The 18,643-nt window shown below is 61.8% G+C and carries 12 protein-coding genes, 5 tRNA genes and 1 pseudogene; 10 read left to right on the top strand and 8 right to left on the bottom strand.

Translation table 11 applies throughout. The features are described 5' to 3' along the window. The first annotated feature begins 981 nt into the window (after positions 1-981). Positions 982-1,728, top strand: a complete 747-nt coding sequence (locus WA965_RS02945) for a DUF5131 family protein (RefSeq protein WP_526300987.1) — start codon at positions 982-984, stop codon at positions 1,726-1,728. Here the strand turns inward: WA965_RS02945 and tcmP are convergent. From tcmP to WA965_RS02920, 5 genes are all read right to left on the bottom strand, one after another. Continuing rightward, a complete protein-coding gene (tcmP, locus tag WA965_RS02940; protein WP_526300985.1) occupies positions 1,725-3,014 on the bottom strand; it encodes a three-Cys-motif partner protein TcmP in 1,290 nt (429 codons plus the stop codon). The genes WA965_RS02945 and tcmP overlap by 4 nt on opposite strands. A gap of 719 nt (positions 3,015-3,733) precedes the next feature. After that, positions 3,734-3,805 (bottom strand) — tRNA-Val (locus tag WA965_RS02935). A 14-nt stretch (positions 3,806-3,819) separates the two neighbouring features. Then, positions 3,820-3,890 (bottom strand) — tRNA-Cys (locus tag WA965_RS02930). 27 nt (positions 3,891-3,917) lie between these two features. After that, positions 3,918-3,990: transfer RNA gene (locus WA965_RS02925), tRNA-Gly, on the bottom strand. Positions 3,991-4,085: 95 nt separating this feature from the next. Beyond that, on the bottom strand, positions 4,086-4,499 hold the full coding sequence (locus tag WA965_RS02920) for a DUF6636 domain-containing protein (RefSeq protein WP_526300983.1): 414 nt from the start codon (positions 4,497-4,499) through the stop codon (positions 4,086-4,088). 122 nt (positions 4,500-4,621) lie between these two features. On the opposite strand from WA965_RS02920, the gene WA965_RS02915 reads away from it, so the two are divergent. The 6 genes and pseudogenes from WA965_RS02915 (at position 4,622) to WA965_RS02890 (ending at position 10,946) form a co-directional block, all read left to right on the top strand. Then, a tRNA-Val gene (locus WA965_RS02915) sits at positions 4,622-4,696 on the top strand. A 226-nt stretch (positions 4,697-4,922) separates the two neighbouring features. Next, positions 4,923-5,909, top strand: coding sequence for a phosphorylase family protein (locus tag WA965_RS02910; RefSeq protein ID WP_526300981.1), 987 nt, complete (start codon positions 4,923-4,925; stop codon positions 5,907-5,909). Next, entirely contained in the window at positions 5,902-7,782 is a 1,881-nt protein-coding gene (locus tag WA965_RS02905) for an NACHT domain-containing protein (RefSeq protein WP_526300979.1), read from the top strand. Before WA965_RS02910 ends, WA965_RS02905 begins: the two co-directional genes overlap by 8 nt. Further along, positions 7,713-8,501, top strand: coding sequence for a nucleotidyltransferase family protein (locus WA965_RS02900; protein ID WP_526300977.1), 789 nt, complete (start codon positions 7,713-7,715; stop codon positions 8,499-8,501). The genes WA965_RS02905 and WA965_RS02900 overlap by 70 nt, the downstream gene beginning before the upstream one ends. A gap of 69 nt (positions 8,502-8,570) precedes the next feature. Further along, positions 8,571-9,051 (top strand): annotated as a pseudogene (locus WA965_RS02895) (IS3 family transposase); the annotation flags it as partial. Positions 9,052-9,215: 164 nt separating this feature from the next. Continuing rightward, positions 9,216-10,946, top strand: coding sequence for a MarR family transcriptional regulator (locus WA965_RS02890; protein ID WP_526300975.1), 1,731 nt, complete (start codon positions 9,216-9,218; stop codon positions 10,944-10,946). On the opposite strand, the gene WA965_RS02885 is transcribed toward WA965_RS02890, so the two are convergent. Continuing rightward, the gene (locus WA965_RS02885; RefSeq protein ID WP_526300974.1) at positions 10,943-12,385 is read right to left on the bottom strand and encodes a carbon-nitrogen hydrolase family protein; all 1,443 of its coding nucleotides are present in this window, start codon (positions 12,383-12,385) and stop codon (positions 10,943-10,945) included. The two genes, WA965_RS02890 and WA965_RS02885, sit on opposite strands and share 4 nt — an antisense overlap. A 131-nt stretch (positions 12,386-12,516) precedes the next feature. On the opposite strand from WA965_RS02885, the gene WA965_RS02880 reads away from it, so the two are divergent. From WA965_RS02880 to WA965_RS02870, 3 genes are all read left to right on the top strand, one after another. After that, entirely contained in the window at positions 12,517-14,073 is a 1,557-nt protein-coding gene (locus tag WA965_RS02880) for a UDP-N-acetylmuramoyl-L-alanyl-D-glutamate--2,6-diaminopimelate ligase (RefSeq protein ID WP_526300972.1), read from the top strand. 333 nt (positions 14,074-14,406) lie between these two features. Beyond that, positions 14,407-14,482 (top strand) — tRNA-Ser (locus WA965_RS02875). A gap of 235 nt (positions 14,483-14,717) precedes the next feature. Further along, the gene (locus WA965_RS02870; protein ID WP_526300970.1) at positions 14,718-15,689 is read left to right on the top strand and encodes a tripartite tricarboxylate transporter substrate binding protein; all 972 of its coding nucleotides are present in this window, start codon (positions 14,718-14,720) and stop codon (positions 15,687-15,689) included. A 12-nt stretch (positions 15,690-15,701) separates the two neighbouring features. On the opposite strand, the gene WA965_RS02865 is transcribed toward WA965_RS02870, so the two are convergent. Both WA965_RS02865 and WA965_RS02860 read right to left on the bottom strand, forming a co-directional pair. After that, the gene (locus WA965_RS02865; RefSeq protein ID WP_526300992.1) at positions 15,702-17,825 is read right to left on the bottom strand and encodes an acyltransferase family protein; all 2,124 of its coding nucleotides are present in this window, start codon (positions 17,823-17,825) and stop codon (positions 15,702-15,704) included. Positions 17,826-17,911: 86 nt separating this feature from the next. Then, positions 17,912-18,643: TOBE domain-containing protein (locus WA965_RS02860; RefSeq protein ID WP_526447041.1), on the bottom strand; the 732-nt coding region annotated here is incomplete at its 5' end.

Raw genomic sequence — 18,643 nt, 5'->3', positions numbered from 1 at the left:
TACCCGGACCTTCGGTGCCGCCCCCGCCGCCGACTGGGCCGCCGGGGTCGGTGCCGCCGCCGCCTGGTGGTGCTGCGAACGCGAGTCCGATCGGCGCTGCGAGCAGCATCCCCCGGCCAGTAGCGCTGCAGCGACCGTCTGCCCTGCACGACTCTTAGTCGCAGATGAGTGTGTTGCCACGATGGATCCCCCTGTGGATTGTGCCAGTTCACGCTTGTGTGAACTGGGACGATGCGCGTAGCCTAAGCACGAGGTGGGCACCGGAGATATAGGGGAATTCCCTGTAGTTCGGCGGCTGAGACGCCTGCCTACTGCAGTGCGCAAAGCCTTTCAAGGGCCGGCGTACCCGAGGTTTCAGCAGATTCGCAGTTGACACCCTCAGTGCTTTCCGGGAGCACTCCCCGGAACATCTAGGCCTACTCGCGAAGCGTCCCGACGGGCCTCTGTGGCGCGGCTATTACGCGGAGACGTCGAAAGCCCGGTGAAGACCGGGCCTGACCTCGCCGAACAATGGTGCGCGATACTGGGATTGAACCAGCGATCCAGCAAAATCAGATATGATGCCCGACCAGCGGAAGTGGCGTTGATCAGGGAATTTGCGTCCAACGAACTGCCGCGAAGTGGACACAGTTACCCAGGGTTTTACTCTCAAGTTGCACGTAAGTTGCACGAAAATTCGATGCTCTAACTAACCGGCGAGGCGCCCCGCAGGCGCTCTATGGTTAACCGAATCCGCTCCGAGATTTGCCCATCGCGGCCAATGTCCCGAGAGTGCGACGGCCCCGGTGAGGGCGGCAGTGGTCGATCCGCTTACGGCGCGAGGGGCGCAAGATTCGCATGGCTCGTCACGTCCCCGTTAGGCAACTGACACCAAAATCGCGCTTACCAGTGATTATCCGGCGTGTGGCTTGTGATCTACGGTTGGAACCGGCTAGCCTGAAATAGTCGAACGTGTGTTCGATAGCAGTGGATAGGGGCAAAATGGCGGATCGATCGGCGATCGAATGGACCGAAGCGACTTGGAATCCCGTCACCGGCTGCGACCGAGTGTCTACTGGTTGTGACCACTGCTATGCGATGACGTTGGCGAAACGGCTAAAAGCGATGGGGTCGGCCAAGTATCAGAACGACGGCGACCCACGCACGTCCGGGCCCGGTTTCGATGTCACTGTTCATCCTCAAGCCCTTGATGAACCCTACCGCTGGCGTCAACCTCGAGTTGTGTTCGTCAATTCGATGTCGGATCTATTCCACGCTCGTGTTCCGATCGGGTTCATTCGCGACGTATTCGACGTCTGTCGTGATACGCCACAGCACACCTACCAGATACTCACCAAGCGGAGTCTTCGGCTCCGTCGGGTGGCTGAAAAGCTCGAGTGGCCAACAAATGTGTGGATGGGGGTGTCGGTGGAAAATGGTGAGGCGTTGACTCGTGTGGATCATCTCCGCGAGGTCCCGGCAGCTGTCCGGTTCCTTTCCTGCGAGCCGCTTCTGGGCCCCCTCAGCGGTATCAACCTCGACGGCATCCATTGGGTGATCGCGGGTGGGGAATCTGGCGCGAACTACCGACCCGTCGATGTCAACTGGGTCCGCGGTATCCGCGACGCATGTGAGGATGCGGACGTTGCGTTCTTCTTCAAGCAGTGGGGTGGCCGAACGCCAAAAGCGCTGGGCCGCGAACTTGATGGGCGGCTTTGGGACGAGATGCCCATCAGTGCGGTCAGTTAGATCGAATCGTCGTCGAGCTCGCCGTCCGCCTCCAGTTCGTCTTCATCTAGGTCGACCCGAATTTGCGTGTACAGCGCGATGCTAGAACCGGCGGGCCACGGGGAGTTTTTCGGTGAGGTCGCCGGCTCAAGTCGGAAGGCCATCCCACGTGCGAAGAGCTCGTCGAGAACTGTTCGCACGTGAGTTTCCTTGAAGCCAAGTCGGGCCGCATTCTCGACCAGATCCTCGAACTGATGAAGCCCGCTCATCTCCTCGAAGGCAGCGATGAGGCCGCCAATCTCAGGTTCGAAGAGTGTTAGCTCGAATCCCGTGACGGCGCTAGCTCCCTTTCCGCCGGCGGTATCTGCGGACCATTTTGCGTCGTTAAAACATTCCAGGCCTGCCTGGTGGTGGGTTACAAAAATGAGTGAGTATCGGGATTTGCGTCCCTGCACATCGATGTCGAATGACTGCGTCAGGCATCCAAGCGTTTCGAGGCGTTTGCGATACAAGGCGATGAGCGCCGCCTTCGATTCGGCGGTTGATCGCGGAGTGGGGAGATCCTTCCACTCTTCGCTGCCGAACGTCGCGGTCATCAGGCCGTCCATAACCGGATTGGTCCGGTATCTGTGCATTTCGTCGACCATCAAAGTGATGAGAACGTCGTTCTTAAGCCGAGTGGCGCAGCTAGCAACGGCTTTCCAAGGGATTTGCTTGAGGCCAAACGGGTCGACGATCCAGAGGGTCCTGCGTCCGGATGGGCTGTCGCTCGCCTGGACCGGGTCCACGATCGACTCGAATGTGGCTGGCTCCAGCGGGATGTGTTCGAACCGAGCATCGGAGGGTAGGGCCGCTAGCCGCGTGTTCAGCGCAGCGGTACGCCTGGGGTCGAGGTCGTTCGTCACAAACTTCAACGGATGAAAATTGGCGCTGTGGATGTGGTCTCTGTAAAGCTTCGCGATCATTAGCGCGCTTCCGTCCGGTCCATCGCTGTACTTGCCGGACCCAGAAAACCCTTCAACCACGGTCGCGGCTGATCCCCACTTCCCCTGGAGGACCCGCGGCATCCAGCACGCCACGTACCTGCGGTAAAACGCGTGCTTCAGGCGCGTGTGGGCATCGGACGGGTAATCAACCTCGTCGCGAATCTCCTGTTTGCGTGTCATCGTGTCGCGGCCATCCCCGGTGAGGCGCTGGTCATTGCAGCGATAGTCGCACGGCACCCTGCGAAAACGTCGGAGGGTGAGGCTTGTCGCGTCACCCTCGTCGTCTGAGGTGCCGGCTCTTCGCCTGCTCGCAGAGTCCATGGGATCGAGGTCATGAATGTCCGCTGAACACCCACCCAGGTCTTGGCGAGGCTGCGCAACGTGTAAACCGCAGAAGCGCCGCAGAACCGACCGCGCTACGAAGAGTCCGTCACGGTGCGACGCAAGCTCAGCAAGCGTCGTCGCACCAGTCGGCTCGACCTCGGTGGGTGAGCAGGCGACGCGCGGTCTGCCAGAGGTTGGTTCTGTCGGACATCGCGTCCAGGTCCCCGGCGTTGTTGAAGACGCAGTGAGCCGCGCCACTGGTAAGTACCGTCGCACACATGAGCGACGAATGGGAAGAAATCGACCTTGGCACGATGATCTGCGGAGGATGCAAGGAAAGTACCGGCGCGTGGGCCCGCCGCCGGAAAGGGTCAGGCGCGGCTGGAGACACCATCAGCATCGACTGCAAATGCGGACACGTAAACGTGTGGCCAATGCCTTTACCAACTTGAACAATCCTTAGCCCGTCGGGCCTTAGCCCGTCGAGCCTGTATGCGTTTCATTGCAGCTCGCTGCCTATCTGCGCCTGTCGGATTGCATTACTGCGGTGGTCGGCAGGCTTTGATCTGTGTCGCAGTCCTGACCGTATCCAGCAAACTTCCCAGAATCTGTCCACCTGGGGGTCAGTCTGACCTACCTGCCAAAACCAAGTTGCACGCAAGTTGCACGAAATTTTGTTTGCTTGTCTACAAACGCCTCTGACCAGGTTTTTTCTGTGCGCGATACTGGGATTGAACCAGTGACCTCTTCCGTGTCAGGGAAGCGCTCTCCCGCTGAGCTAATCGCGCCGGGACATACTCGGAGGTGGAGACGGGAATCGAACCCGTGTGCACGGCTTTGCAGGCCGTTGCCTCACCACTCGGCCACTCCACCGCTGGGGTTGATGCCATTGCACCTTCGAGCGGACGACGGGATTCGAACCCGCGACCCCAACCTTGGCAAGGTTGTGCGCTACCAACTGCGCCACGTCCGCGCGCCACGGGCGAGATCGTCGCCCGTCGCGATGCAGAACGATAGTCCACCCAGTAAGGGGTACACAAATCCCTCGCCGGCCATGTCGCCTGCGGATCAGAACAGTGTGTAGCCCTGGCGCGAAATCGTGAACCCGCGCCCGTCGGAGTTCGAACATCGCATTCCCGAGGGCTCGCTGTTGCAGCTCATACCGCCACCGGCCTGGAACTCGCCGTAGCCCAGGACCGGGCCGAAGCCCATGGTGGTGTCGCCGGCGCAGACAAAGCGGGCCGGGCCGGTCGGATTCAACTCGATGCCCTGGCCGAAGTTGACGAAGCTCGGGCAGTCTGCGGGACGTGGGGGAGGAGACCAGTCGCGGTCCGCGATGTCGCAGCGCAGCAGGTCGTCGACCATCATGCAGCCGATATTGCCGCTGGGCGAGGTGAACCCGACGGTGTCGGCCGTTGCGGCCGGTGCGCCGAAGATCGCTGCACCGGCCAATCCCGCCATTGCCACGGTGAGTCGCTTCATAGCGTGAAGATACCGGTGAACTGGCTGGTCGGCGGGGCGAAGACGGAAATGGAGGTGTGAGGGATTCTGGGGCGAACACCCTCGCGTGTTAGTCTTCTGCCTCGTTCGATTCGTTGGGATCCGGTCTCGTAGCTCAGTGGGAGAGCGTCCGCCTCACACGCGGAAGGTCGCTGGTTCGAAACCAGCCGGGACCACCACCAAAAACGCAGTTCAGAGGCTAAATCCACGTTCCGCTAGTGCATTTCGGAAGTTGTCTTTGCCCCTGGATGGGGCCAAAATTTGACGATGGGTTTTGTCGCGCGGCTGCAGTCGCGGCTTGTGCTCGCTGAAGTGTCGTAGCGTGACGTGGAGAACGAGCTCGCGGGCGGTTTGGTTTGGTGATTGAGATCCCTTCAAACTGCTCCACTCGACGAACTGACGGTCATGGGCGTTGCGACATTGCTACGGCCGGTGTTCGACCTACACTCGCGAGAGCCCTATGGACGAGTTCGGGGGTTCGCCAACGTGCTTATCGGAAGACGCGGCCACGCGCGCGTCGTTGTAGTGACCGTTGTCGAAGAGGAGATGACTGCCGCACTCGAAGAGTTCAGGGCGACTGTAGAGATACCCGGGTCTGGATGCTGGTCGACCGAGAGCAGCGATACTTCGGTCTACCCAGTGTTGATAGCCCAATCAGAAGATCGGTCAAATATGCCGGCTCTCATGACCGTTCGAGATCTTGTCGAGGACTGGCAGCCTGAGTGCGTGGTCTTGGTAGGAATTGCTGGCGGCATTGTGAGGTCGGTAGACGATAGCGGCAATGTCTCGGGGCCTAACCCAGGGGATGTCGTATGTGCGGAGTACATCCACTATGGCGAGTACACCAAGCGAGTCGATGGGAAGCGTCTTATTCGCTACTACCCGCTAGCGCAACCCGACAGTCATCTCATCCATTCACAACTGAAGCCACTAGTGCGCCAAGATTGGCATCTGGGTCTACCCGCACGCCCTAGCGGTCCAGCAAATGCCCTGCCAGAGGTACAGTTCGGCGAGATTGTCGCAGTCGAGTTTCTCGCCGGGGACGCAGAGTCGGAAGCCCAGCGAGAGGTTTTCGGGCAGTACGATCACGCGCTCGCGGTCGACATGGAATCTGCGGGCGTGGCTCGGGCCATGCATAAGGCGAGCACCAGCGTCCATTACCGCCCTGTTTGGCTCTGCATTCGAGGGATCAGCGACCGGACCGCCGCAGACACGTTTACGCAGACAGTGCTGCCAGCGAACAATGACGCCGAACGACGGCTGTGGCGCGACTACGCGGCGGCCGCCGCAGCATTGCTTTGCCGGCGCTTGGTGGGGAGGCTCCTTGCGGAGCCAAGGCCGGCAGGCGTTGAGGACCCGGGTGCTCCGGCGTGGGGAGGCATCGATGGTTGACCCGAATGTCAGACGCGAGTGGGACGATAGCGGTGTGGCTGCAGATTCATCTCTTGATTGGTGGAGAATCGCGTCTTACCCAGATTTCGATGACCTGCTCGCCGGTAGCACGGGCATCGCCATGGACAGCACGGAGTTGCTGGACCTTGCCTTCAAGCGGGGGCGCGTGCTGCTGCAGGCGCCGGCTGGCTCCGGCAAGTCTTCTTTTGTTCGATCCCTCGCGAGGAACGTTAGTTTGCACGGGCGGCAGGCCCGTGTAATTGCGTTGTCGTATCTCGACGTATCGGACGAGTTATGGCAGTCGCAAGAGGGTATTGAGGAATGGCTACTCGCTGAATTCGGTCGTAGTCCTCACCCCAAGCTCCTACTCTGTCTTGACGGACTCGACTCTCTCCCAGTCAAGGAGAGTCAAAGACTGCTCAGTGCTATCGAAGAGGTTACCCGGAACGCTCCGGCGTCTGCTGTTCTCGTCTCGGATCGTCTGAACCGGCGGGTTATCCGGGCGCAGCGTTGGGTATTGGCAAGCATCACGCCGAGAGCCAACGCCGTGAACGCCCTCGTACGATCGCACTTGTTAGCAGCGGGCGAGCCACATCCAAACTCATCACCAATACCAGTGCAGGATCTTGGCGACGGCCTTGAGCGCAGACTCACCGAAACTTTGCCCGGCTCAAAGGATCTCGATGCGCTTGCCAACGCAACCCTTGACCACCTTCAGCGGGAGGGCTTGTCCCCGTTTTTCGAGCGGCGATGGCTCGAAGATGTGATCTCCAAGCACAATGTCCAGCGGCTTGAAACAGAAGAAATACTTTCGGCCCACGGACCGACCCATCTGCATTTTATGCACATGCTTTACCCCGCGTTTTTAGCTGCTCGTGCTCTATCCATGGACGAGCGCGACTGGAACTCGGGTTGGTTTAGCGTCGTCACGGCGAGAGGTTCAAACCTCGAGGTTCTAGGGTTTCTGCTTCAGCTCATTGAGGCGGATAAGGTCGATGTCTTGGTCAGGGCGGTAGATGAGTGGAATTTTTACGCCGCGATGTACGTGTTATCCGAGGATCTCCGGGCAGGCGACCGCACCAGTCCTTCGCTAAGGTCAGCATTGCTGTTGTTGATGGGGCGTCGACGGTTTTCGGGTGTTCCCAGCACCAGAATTCAAGCGGAAGACTCGCTTCGACTACATGGTGGGTCGATTGCGAAGCGCCTGCTGTCAGTGGACTCGTTAGATTCGGTCATCAGCATCGCGCTGGATCAGAGCTTCTCAGACGAGTGGTGGCTTGCATGGCAACGTCTCTTTGTTCGGGAGGCCGGCTCGGCTGCCTTTGCATCCGACATTCAAGCCCTTGCAAGCGACGACGCTGTGATCGGATGGACTGCCGCCAACGTGTTGTTAACGCTGCGTATTGATGCACGCAACCGGGCTGAAATAGCTGCCTTAGCTCGCACCGGACCAAATGAAAGCGTTCGGTGGCGCGCTGTGCACGTCCTAGGAAGTTTGGGTACGGAGGAGGCTTGGAGCACGTGCTTCGAGGTATTCAAGAATGATCGGTCGACTTGGGTTCGCAATGGAGCATTGCGCTCTTTGATTCTTGCAGCGTCGCGGCTCGGCGATAGTGAGGATCGCTCTGAGGTGTTCTCCACGCTCGGCTCGCTAAGCGCAGAAATTCTCGATAACCCAAAATGGAGTAGGGAAGTAGAGCGGTCGGTACAGATCGAGAATCGACCGGCAGGATGGTCCGATAGCGTCGCGGTGCTGCTTGAAGCTCTATGGGCGCGCGCTAATTCAGTAGAAGATCAAGACAGATGGCGGACCTTGAGCGCATCGTTGCGCACCCCCTGGCGAGGCGTACCCGAACTTGGATCGGAAGCATGAGTGAACACGCAATCATTCGGGATAGTTGCCGCAGTCCGCGTGAATTGGTCGACATGGCATTCAAAACATCAACTGCTACATGGCTTCTCGAGGAACTGCGAGAGACGCCGACGGACTGTTACTTGGTGGGTGGCGCTGTGCGGGACATGTTCCTGGGGGCTGCGTGCCCTGCCGACCTGGACTTAATGGTTCCGAATCGTGACACTTTTGTACACGGCGTCCTCGCCCGTCACGGCAGGGCGCGTCGCAATCGGCATGGCAACTGGCGCTATATATTTCCCAGTGGAAGCCATGTTGATGTGATCGAACCGCGATTCTTCTATCGCCAGTTTCACGCGCCCGCAGAGGCGCTCGCATATTTTGACACTTCTGTTAATGCGATAGGGCTTCGCCTGCACGATGGGGACTTGCTCGATCCCCTTGGAGGCCTCCAAGATTTGTTTGAAGGTCAGTTGCGTCTTGGCCACGATAGGTGGACGACGATGAATGACTTCGAGAGTGTTCACTTGACTTTGCGCCTACTCCGGTTGCTCAGGAAGCACCCGTTGCGCGTCGTGAACCCCTCGATGGCGCTAGCTCATGCCGAGAAGTTTGACTCTGTCGACTGGAATGAGCTAGAGCGTTTAAACGGAATGAGCCGAGTCCGAGCTTATGCCGAGGTCCGCGCGGTACTAGGTTGCCGCAATGGTCCGAGCCGGAGTGAATGCTATTCGGTCTAAAGCCAGACGAAGTCAGTCTGATCCATCCTGGGGCTGGTGGAGATCGTGATCGCACCAGGAGATGTGGTTGTGGCTGCACCGAGGAAGTTCGACCCAGAGACCCATGAGCGGGCGGTACGGATGTATGAGGACCGTCTCGCTGAGAGCGATGACTCGAGATTGGCGGCCTGCCGCCACGTCGGAGAATTGCTCGGAATCAATCAGGCCAAGGCGCGCGGCCCGGTCAGCGACACCGACTGGGCCGATGCGCACGCCGCCAATACCCATGCATCGACTCCATCGGGACAACCGGCGGCTCTACGGGATCCGCAAGCTCTGGCATGCGATGAAACATGCTGGTCACGGCATCGGGCGCGACCAGGTGGGCCGACTGATGCGCCTGAGCGGGATCACCGGGGCCATGCGGGCGCGGCGCACCATCACCCCACCGCAGTTCCGGGCGCCCCGCGGCACCCGGATCCGATCGACCGGCAATGGGGGTTTGGGTGGCTGATTTCACCTACACCTGGAACCAGGCCAGCTCGTCGATACCGCGTTCTGCGTCGATGTCACACGAATTCGTGCCAATCTGCACCTAATTTTTGGTCCGAGTCAGATGAATGGACGGCCTCGTCAGGCGAAAGCGGCTCGATGACAGACGCGTCTGGTAGCCCGGCGCTGGTGTGATATACATGTCATTGACATTGATGTCAGGCTCCGTGAGAGTCAAAAGGCGTGGAGGATGTGGACGGTATCGCTTCGGATGGTTCAAACATCAGGGCATTGGAGGGCGACGAACTCGCGCGTCGGTTGTCGGAGCTTGCTGACGCCGGTGACGTCAGTGGCGATGAATGGCTCTTAATCCAGGCCGAACTGGCCCGACGCCGCGTGGAGACGGCACGTAGCGCGCCGCCACCACCCGGCGCGTCGCTGCGCAGCCAGATCCTGAACTTTTTGAATGAGGCCCCGGGCAGCACGCCAACGCAGATTTCCGCCGCGCTAGATCGCAGCACTACCGTGGTATCGCGCGTCCTGACTATCCTTTTCGATGCCAAGCTCGTCACATTCACACCGAACGAGGATGACGGGCGCGTCCGGCATTACCATCTCGCCGCAGCTGACACGGTGTCTGCGGATGGCGAAATCGCGTCGCCATCACAGGTCGAGGAGGAACGGCAGTACCTCGGTCTCGTCATCGCGGCGGCGGTAAAGGCACGTCGTGGAAAGAACCACCTCAGATACTCCATCGATCGACTAGAACGCGTGCTCCAGCAGGCCACCGCGTCGAACGCACACGACCTCGCGTTGGTGGCACGTCGGGAACTCGCCACAACACTCCGCCAGGACGGTCAACTCGACGCTGTGAAAGCCCACGTCGACGTCTTCTCCGAGATCGCAGTGGGGGCGGTCGAGGTCGAACGGCACCTGATCGCCCCTGCTACCGCATGCTTGGATTACGAACTAGGACGCCGGGAAGGCTTGCCCGAGCGCGAACGACTAGAGCACTACGTTGCCGCGACAACCATGTTCGAAAGGTGTAAAGGCCTCGACGGAGCCCACGATTGGGCCCCGCGCCAAGGCTGGGCGCTGCTCGGCAGCGCCGAATTGTGGCGCCAGCAGACCGAGTACGGTACCGCGCTTGCTCAAGCCAAGCGCGCCGAATTAGCCTTCGTCGCCTACGACGACACCTACGGATCTGCAGAGGCCACTCGGATGCAGGGGTTCTGTCAGCGACTCCGAGGTAATTTCGACGAAGCAATCGTGGTCCTTAAGCGAGCCGATCAATTAGCAAAGGACAGCTCGGCCGATCGTAGCCGGGCCGACATCTTGCTTCAGTTGGGTGACGCAATGCGCTGCGTCGGCGAATTTAAGGCCGCCGCAATGACACTTGCCGAGGGGGCCGAACTTGCGACCGAACTTGGTCGACCGCGCACCGTCGGCTTCTGCTACACCTCGCTTGGTGCAGTGATGCACGCTCTCGGCGATCTGGACGAAGCCTGGAAGTTCACGACGATGGCGAGCCCCCTCGTCGCGCCGTCGGTACCTGGCCGCGCGCTCAACGCGCGACGCCGGGGCGTTATTGCCCGCGACCTTGCCCAACGTGGCGCGCCGGATATGTTGGAGCAAGGACTGAAATCCTTCCACGACGCAATTGATGAATACTCGGAGCAACGCAGCCCCGCCGGAGTAGCAGCTTGTTGCGTCGGCTTAGGAAAGTTTCCTGGCAACAACGACACAGCGATTGACCGATTGGTAAGCGTGGCGAGTTCAGGTGTCGGTCGCCTTCTGCTCCCCTTGGATCCGTGGATCCCGGCGCTCGTAAAGCAGTGGGCCGATGCGACCGAGAACACTGACGTCCTAAAAGTCGCCGAATGGACGTATCGAAGCGACAAACAATTAAAGGTTGCCGACGCCGACGAGATGGCAGGAGAGCCGCGGGTGAAATCGGGGGTACTGGCCGCTTAAGGCGCCCACAACCAGTAACCGTCCGTTCCTGGCATGAGGTTCGGATCAAGTACTCCGACGGCGGGCGTCGTCTGCGGAGGGTACGTGCGGTCCTCGCCGGCGCCTGGCTCCCGCGGCACGACAGTGTAGGCCCAGAACGGGGGCGGATCGTGTGGACGTGCCAGCAGGTGACCAGGGGTGTTGGCTACGACGCCGACACACTGACACGACGTTGCGAGGTCAATGAGTGCACCCGCGAACCCGCCGACCCTCGGAGTCCACGACGGTGACAGAAGAAAGTTGACGCCGGCCCATCGCATCGCTTTCTGAAAGTCGGACGAGTTCAGATCGGAGCAGATCGCAACCGCGAGCCGAGTGGCCGTTCCGGCCGCCACACGGAGTACGCGCGGAACCCGTTTTATGTCTTCGCGGTAGATGACCGGCGACCCGTCGTAGTCCTTGCCTCGAATAGCGAAGGCTTCGTGCTTCGACACGTGAAAAATCCGAACGCGGTCAAGGAACACGTGCGATGTGTTCGCGCGTCCCTGTTCTACCGCGACGTCCCTGTGGGCGCTTCCCGCAACAACAAGCGCGGGTAGCCGGTCTGCGTATCTCGGAAGCAAGTCGTCTAGCCCGTCCGGGGAGTGTAAGCAGAATTCGGGCAGAACGGCGACCGAAGCCTGGCTTCCCACCAAAGCGAGTGCGTCGAGAACGTGCTGGTGGTTGTCTTTTCGGAGGTCGTCACTCGACACGGTCGGACTGCGTGTAGGCAGCGCAGGCTGGACTGAATAGAATCGCTCGCGCTCGTGGTCGAACACCGGCGCGGCCATTTGATCGCCGCCGAACGGATGCACCGTGGCGATTTTCGGGAGGCCATACGCCAGGGTCGCAGATGCGCTCTTGGTAGCAGGTATGTCCATGTCGGGTCTCCGTACCGCGCACACCTGGTCGAGCCGCTCACGGCAGCGGTAGTCGAGTTCGAGTGCCCAATCATGCTCCCAAAGAACGAAATTACACGGCTCGTCGAGAAGATTCTGGTGCATCGTCGGCGGTTTCGGAGTTTCTGCAAGCCCCGGCAACCACCGCTCGGGTAGCGGCGCTACTAAGCCCCTCTCGATACGAACGACGAACGAGGCGTTTGCGAAATAGACCTTTGCCGCGCCGAAGCAGATTCCCTCCAGCACCGTGATGGTTGCCAATGATGGCGTCAGCCACAGCTTGGTCAGCTGTCCTTTGAGCTCATCGCTGGGGCCAATAACGAATTTTCCTTCGGCGTCCCACATACGAAAGCTCTCCTCGGCGACCGTCCGACGGAGCGTCCGACTGACGTCGGCCTTCGCCGGGTAGTCGTCGTCGACCACGTCGTCTCTGTTGTCGACGCAGTCAGTGCCGAGTTTGCGGATCACGCTCGTGAGGGGGTCCTGTGCGTCGAGTACGGCGATCAGGTCTTTAACTTCCACTATTCGGATGCCCCCGTTCTGCGATTTACCACCCGTTGCCCGTCCAATCCCCGACAGAACCTACCCGACCTGCTGCGTAGAGTGTGCAGCGCGATGTCCGCTAGCTGGGGTGAAGCGAATTGTGGGGGAGAGTGACCGCGAATCAAGTGCGACCTGAGGTGGTCAGGCCTCTGAGTTGCGACGAGTTGTTGGCTGCCGTCGCTGATATCGGACAGTCGCGCATCGAGCGCGTCAACCCCGCTGTCGCTGCGGCGGTGACAGGAATTACGCACGACTCGCGGTCAGTTCTCGCTGGCGACTTGTACGTCGCTCTAGAGGGTGCGAAATTTCACGGAATCGACTTCCTGGCCCAAGCACTCGCTTCTGGCGCGACTGCCATTCTCACGGACAAAATGCACGGCTCCGCCCTAAGGGAAAGTTCGGTGGCCGTCTTAGTTGCCGACGATCCGCGGTTTTGCATGGGCGACGTTTCCGCGGCAGTCTACGGTAGGCCCGCCGAGGACATGACGACCATCGGCGTGACGGGCACCTGCGGCAAGTCGACTACGAGCTACTTCGCGCACCGTTGCTTGACGGCGACCGACTCGACAGCGGGGCTCGTTGGCGGTATCGCGTGGAAATGCGGAGGCATAACGCTCTCTGAGTCTGAACGAACGACGCCTGAATCCCCAGAACTGCAAGCACTTCTTGGAGTTTTGCGTGATCGGGGTGCGCGCTCCGTCGCAATGGAGGTGTCGAGCCACGCGTTGAGCTTGGGCAGGGTCATGGGCATGACTTTCGACGTGGCAGTTTTTACGAACCTCAGCCACGAACATCAGGACTTCCATCCCGACATGGAGCATTACTTTCAAGCAAAGGCCACGCTATTCACCCCTGAACGTGCGCGGTCGGGAGTGGTGAATATCGACGACCCCTACGGCCGCCGCCTGGCCTACGGTGGCTCGCAGATACCGGTCCACACCTACACGACATCTGCTGCGACGCAGGCAGATTGGCGTGCATCAGAGATCGTCGTCGACGATAGCGGCACTGGGTTTCGCCTGGACGGTCCGGGTTTCACGGATACGCCGCGCATACGGCTCCACGGCAAGCACAACGTTTCCAACGCCGTCGCCGCCCTCAGCGCGGCCGTCATCGCAGGGGTTCCCTATCAGAAGGCAGTCGAGGGACTCGCGGCGCTGGATGCGGTGCCGGGACGGATGGAACGGGTCGACGCGGGCCAGGACTTTCTCGCTGTAGTCGACTATGCCCACAAGCCAGAGGCGTTGAGCGCGGTGCTCGAAACGTTGCAACACGTCACCCGTGGGCGGATCATCACGGTGGCAGGATGCGGCGGCGGTCGAGACCGCAACAAGCGCCATGTCATGGGCGCATTGGCGGCGCGGCATTCGCACGTGGTGGTGCTGACGACCGACAACCCGCGAGACGAAGATCCTAAGGAAATTCTTGCCGCGATGGTCGACGGGGCGCGTAGCGAGCAGTCGGTCGCCGACCTTCACGTAATCACCAATCGACGGCGGGCCATCGACTATGCCGTGAGCCTTGCTGGCCGAGGTGACACCGTCCTTGTGGCGGGAAAGGGGCACGAAACGCACCAGTATGTTCGCGGCAGCTCCATTCCTTTTGACGACCGCACCGTCCTTCGGTCTGCGATCCAGCAGCGGCGTAACGGGAGCAGCGCGATATGACGTGCAGTCACAATCGAATCGCGTCTGTCCGCGAAAAGCGAAGAGACGCAGAAAGCGCCATTGAGCGGACCCGAAGCCGGCAGGAAAGGGATTCTTGAATCCATGCCAGCCTGGTACGTAATGGTTCTGGCCCCATAACGTGATCGGATGCTGTTTCTGGCGCTGATTTGCAGAGGACTAGAGGAAAGTTCCCTGATCTTTGCCCAGGTTAGGCGGAATGTCACGCCAAAATCGACCTAGTTTGCGTCCCTCTGGATGGGGCCAGAATGGGCCAAACGCTTGGAACGGGTGCTCCGACGGGTCCAATTCGGCTTCTGGCCCAACCTGACCAGCGGAAACGGAAAATCATTGCGCCGGAAACCGCCTCACACGCGGAAGGTCGCTGGTTCGAAACCAGCCGGGACCACCACAAATTTCCCAGGTCAGCCTCTGACCTCACGTCCGAGCGTTTCGTTGCTCAACGGTGTATGCCCGACTGTCGCAAGCTCTTCCGGGAAGGCGTTATCGGCGCTGAGCTCGCGTCAACTCGGGCTACATCCGGCAGTGTGTGCGGGCTCTTGTCATCCGATCCTGAGACAGCGACGTGGAAACCGGTGTACAGCTTCTGATCGGCCGACAACCCGACCTAGGAGCGCACCGCCTCGATGATCAAGTCCGCAACCGCCGCCATTCTGGCCGCCTCGCTCATCCTGACCGGATGCCAGAATTCCGAGCCACCTCCCGCCGGTGACGGCTATCCCTCCGGACCCGTGACCATGACGGCCGGCGCGAACCCGGGCAGCGGATTCGACCTCACCATCCGCTCCGTCGTCGAGGCCCTCGAGACCGACGACATCGTCACCGTGCCGCTGCCGGTGCAGAATCGGCCCGGGGGGATCGGTTCGGTGTTCCTCGCGGAGATGGTGGAGCAGTACAAGGGCGCCGACGACCAGGTGTCGGTCACCTCGCTGGCGATGATGATGAACGAACTCCAGGGGATGTCCGAGTACGGCTACCGCGACGTCACCATGATCGCCCGGTTGATGACGGAGTACTTCGTCGTCGTCACCGGCCCTGGTTCTCCGTTCGCGAACCTCAACGACGTCGTGACGGCGATCAAGTCCGAACCCGGCGCCGTGGCCGTCGGTGCCGCGATCGACGACCAGGCGCCGTTCGATCTACTGGTGGCGGCCGCAGGGGGCGATCCAGCACTGGTCGACTACGTGAGCCTGGAGGGTGGGGGTGAGCAGAGTGCGGCGCTTCTCAACGGCGAGATCAGCGTGGCGATTGCCGGTGTGAGCGAGGTGATCAGCATGGTGAACTCCGGTCAGCTCACCGCGCTCGGGGTGCTGTCCGAGGAGAGGCTCCCCGGACTGAACGCCCCCACTGCCAGGGAGCAGGGACTCGACGTGACCCTGTCGAACTGGCGTGGGCTCTACGGACCGCCGGAGATGCCCGAATTCGCGGTCGCTTATTGGCAGACCGCGCTCGGCGAGATGGTGGAGTCGCCCACCTGGAAGCAGATCGCGGAGCGCAACCAGTTCACCACCACCTTCATGATCGGCGACGAGTTCCAGACCTTCCTCGCCGAGACGCAGGCCGACGTCAAGGCCGCCCTCGAGGAGGCAGGCCCGTAGGCGTTGGGGTGGTCACCACCACTGGGTTGCGGCGCCGATCTGGCGCCCCAGTTCCTCGGCCATGGTGCGCATGTAGGTGGCCGACAGGTGGTGAGAGTCGTGATACACCAAGATGTTTCCCTCGCTGACGCGGCAGACCTCGGCGTCGCACACCGCATCGCTGAGATCGAGCGGATGCATCATCGGATACTGCGCCGCCACGGCCAGCGTCGGGTTCACCTCCGACAGCGCGTCGGAGCGCGCAACGCCGCAGCTGACGGATGTGCCGCCGCGCGACAGGCAGTCGGCCGGGTCACGCAGCCGGCCCTCCCGGAACAGCCACGGGGTATCCCGAACTCCGAGAATGGGGATGCCGTTGCTGGACAAGCTGTCCCAGATGCCCCGATACCCGTCGGGCGCCACATCGCCCGGGGCGTCCCGGTTGGGGCGGGTTGAGGTGGTGAACACGAAGTCGGGCCGGTCGGCGATGAGCTTCGCCATCACTTTCTGGTTCCACTGGTGGCACTGCGGATATCCCTTGTCGGAGAGGGCGATCATCGGCAACTGCTCGGTCGTCAGAGGACAACCCATCTTCAGATAGGTGACCACCCGGAAATGGTGCCGCGCGCCCAGCATGTCCAGCGCGGTGATCCAGTGCTCGGCGTGCGACCCGCCGGCCAGTGCGATGGTGCGCATCGCATCCGGGTCGCCATAGATACAGTTGATCACCGCCGGGTTGAGGAAGTCGCTGATGCATTTGTCTTTGGTCGTCGCGGGCAGATCGTCGGTGGCTTCCATGACTGTCGGCCGCATCGGCAGCGCGGGCACCCGCGCCTGGTTGACCAGGGCTCGGGCCCCGGGATAGTCACGGTCGGGCAGCTGCAGCAACTCGTGCCCGCTCGCGCGCTGAATCGTGACGTGCTCGCGCCACCCGAACGATGTCGTCATCAGCGCCACCGCCAGCAGAGCAACCAGTGACCGGACGGCGAACGTCGGCTGGAGTCGCCAGGTGCGCACCCTGACCGCCCGTGTCGGCGCAGGACTGTGCGGGCGCGGATAGCGAAGGGGTTCCTCGATGAAGCGGTGTGTCGCGTAGCCGAGCAGCAGCGAAACCGCGAGCACCGCAAGCCCTTCGGCAAACCGGACGCTACTTTCGCCCGTGTGCACCAGCCAGAAGATCAGGATCGGCCAATGCCAGAGATAGAGCGAGTACGCGATTCCTCCGAGCACGATGAACGGACGTGCCGACAGCGCCCTGAGCGGGTACGGGACGCTGCCCACCTGGCCCGACCCTGCCGCGATCACCAGGATCGTCGCGCCGACGGGCACCAGGGCCCACGGGCCCGGGAACAGTTGCGCGCCGTCGATCAGCATTCCGCACGTCAGAATGGCCGCGATGCCGATTGCCGCGGCCACGGTCCGCGACCATCGGGGAACGCGCAGCCGCGACAGCAGCATCGCAGCGAGCACCCCGGCCAGAAGCTCCCACGCGCGGGCGAAGCTGTTGTAGTAGGCCGCTTCCTGATTCTCGGACTGGGCGATGATGGCGTACACGAATGAGGCGATGGTGAGCGCACCGAGAATGCCGGCGATCACGTGCTTCAACCGGGGCCCGAGTGCCGACCGCAGCAGATAGGTGAGCGCCGTGATCACCGCCAGGAAGGCGATGTAGAACTGGCCCTGCACCGACATCGACCAGATGTGCTGGAGCGGACTGACGCCTTCGCCCGCGCGCAGGTAGTCCGCGGCCGAGTTCGCCAGGTGCCAGTTCTGGTAGTAGCCAAGGCTGGCCAGGCTCTGATCGGCGAAGGTCTCCCAGCGAGTCTTGGGCTGAAGCGTCACGGTGAGCAGCGCCGCGACGCCGAGGACCACGATCAGCGCGGGCAGGAGGCGGCGCGTGAGGCGGCGGATGTGGGGTAGCGGCGACAGCGACGCCCCGGGTGTCAGGGCGCCCCGCAGCACCATTCCGCCGAAAAAGTACCCCGACAGCACCAGGAAGACGTCGACCCCGCCCGATACCCGTCCGAACCAGATGTGGAACACCGCGACGAGGGCAATCGCCACACCGCGCAGACCGTCGAGATCGGCGCGGCGCGCCGACGCGGACCCTGGTTGCTCGCCGACAGTGCCGACAGCGGGCGTGGCTGATCCGCGCATCGTGCCGGACACGCTCCTCACCACCCTCGCTGAACTGGGACTATGCGACGCAGGCCGAGTCCGGCCCGACGCACATTGTCGGTAATTTACCTAGTGGGGCGCCCGAATGCCGACTCGGCATCGTTCGCCGACAGTGCCGGGTGCAGCTGCACCTCGTGTGCCTTCACCACGAAGTGCACGGTTTTGCCGGGCTCCAGGTCGAGGTCAGCAGCTGCGGTGGCGGTGATGTCGGCGGCGAGCCCGGTGCCGCCGTCGGGTTGATCGAGACCGCGGATTCGCACCGTTGTTCCGTGGATCTCCAGTTCGGCGATCGTCACCTCGACCACATTGCGCGGGCTCGCGTGCGGCCGGTCGAGGTGTACCGCCACCGTGCTCGGCCGGAACAGGGCGATCGCCTGGGTGCCTGCAGCGACGTCGCCGACCCCGACGATGTGGGTGCCCCACGCGGTACGCAGCCCGTCGGATTCGGACATCACCCCCGGGATCAGGTTGACGCCGGCGATGCGGGCGGCGAAGTCGCTGCGTGGCGCTGTCAGGACGCGCCGCACCGGACCACTCTCGACCACCCGGCCGTCCTCGATGACGATGACCTTGTCGGCCACGGCCAGCGCATCGAGCAGGTCGTGGGTGACGATGATCGCCGTGCGGCCGTCCCGGCGCAGGATCTCGCGCAGTAGCCGGCGCAGCGCCGGGGCCGCGGTGACGTCAAGAGCTGCCATCGGTTCGTCGAGCAGCAGCAGCCGTGGTCGCGTCATGAGCGCCCGACCGAGCTCCACGATGCGGGCCTGGCCGGTCGGGATCTCGGCGACTTCACGATC

It is taken from the genome of Mycobacterium sp. (assembly GCF_049683935.1).
Taxonomy (GTDB): Bacteria; Actinomycetota; Actinomycetes; order Mycobacteriales; family Mycobacteriaceae; genus Mycobacterium.
This window is presented reverse-complemented; position numbering and strand designations above follow the sequence as displayed.

Excerpts from the sequence above, each read along its gene's own strand:
- tcmP (WP_526300985.1), bottom strand. The coding sequence starts at position 3,014 with ATGGACTCTGCGAGCAGGCGAAGAGCCGGCACCTCAGACGACGAGGGT.
- WA965_RS02865 (WP_526300992.1), bottom strand. The coding sequence starts at position 17,825 with ATGCGCGGATCAGCCACGCCCGCTGTCGGCACTGTCGGCGAGCAACCA.
- WA965_RS02945 (WP_526300987.1), top strand. The coding sequence starts at position 982 with ATGGCGGATCGATCGGCGATCGAATGGACCGAAGCGACTTGGAATCCC.
- WA965_RS02900 (WP_526300977.1), top strand. The coding sequence starts at position 7,713 with ATGGCGGACCTTGAGCGCATCGTTGCGCACCCCCTGGCGAGGCGTACC.
- WA965_RS02905 (WP_526300979.1), top strand. The coding sequence starts at position 5,902 with ATGGTTGACCCGAATGTCAGACGCGAGTGGGACGATAGCGGTGTGGCT.
- WA965_RS02910 (WP_526300981.1), top strand. The coding sequence starts at position 4,923 with ATGGGCGTTGCGACATTGCTACGGCCGGTGTTCGACCTACACTCGCGA.
- WA965_RS02870 (WP_526300970.1), top strand. The coding sequence starts at position 14,718 with ATGATCAAGTCCGCAACCGCCGCCATTCTGGCCGCCTCGCTCATCCTG.
- WA965_RS02920 (WP_526300983.1), bottom strand. The coding sequence starts at position 4,499 with ATGAAGCGACTCACCGTGGCAATGGCGGGATTGGCCGGTGCAGCGATC.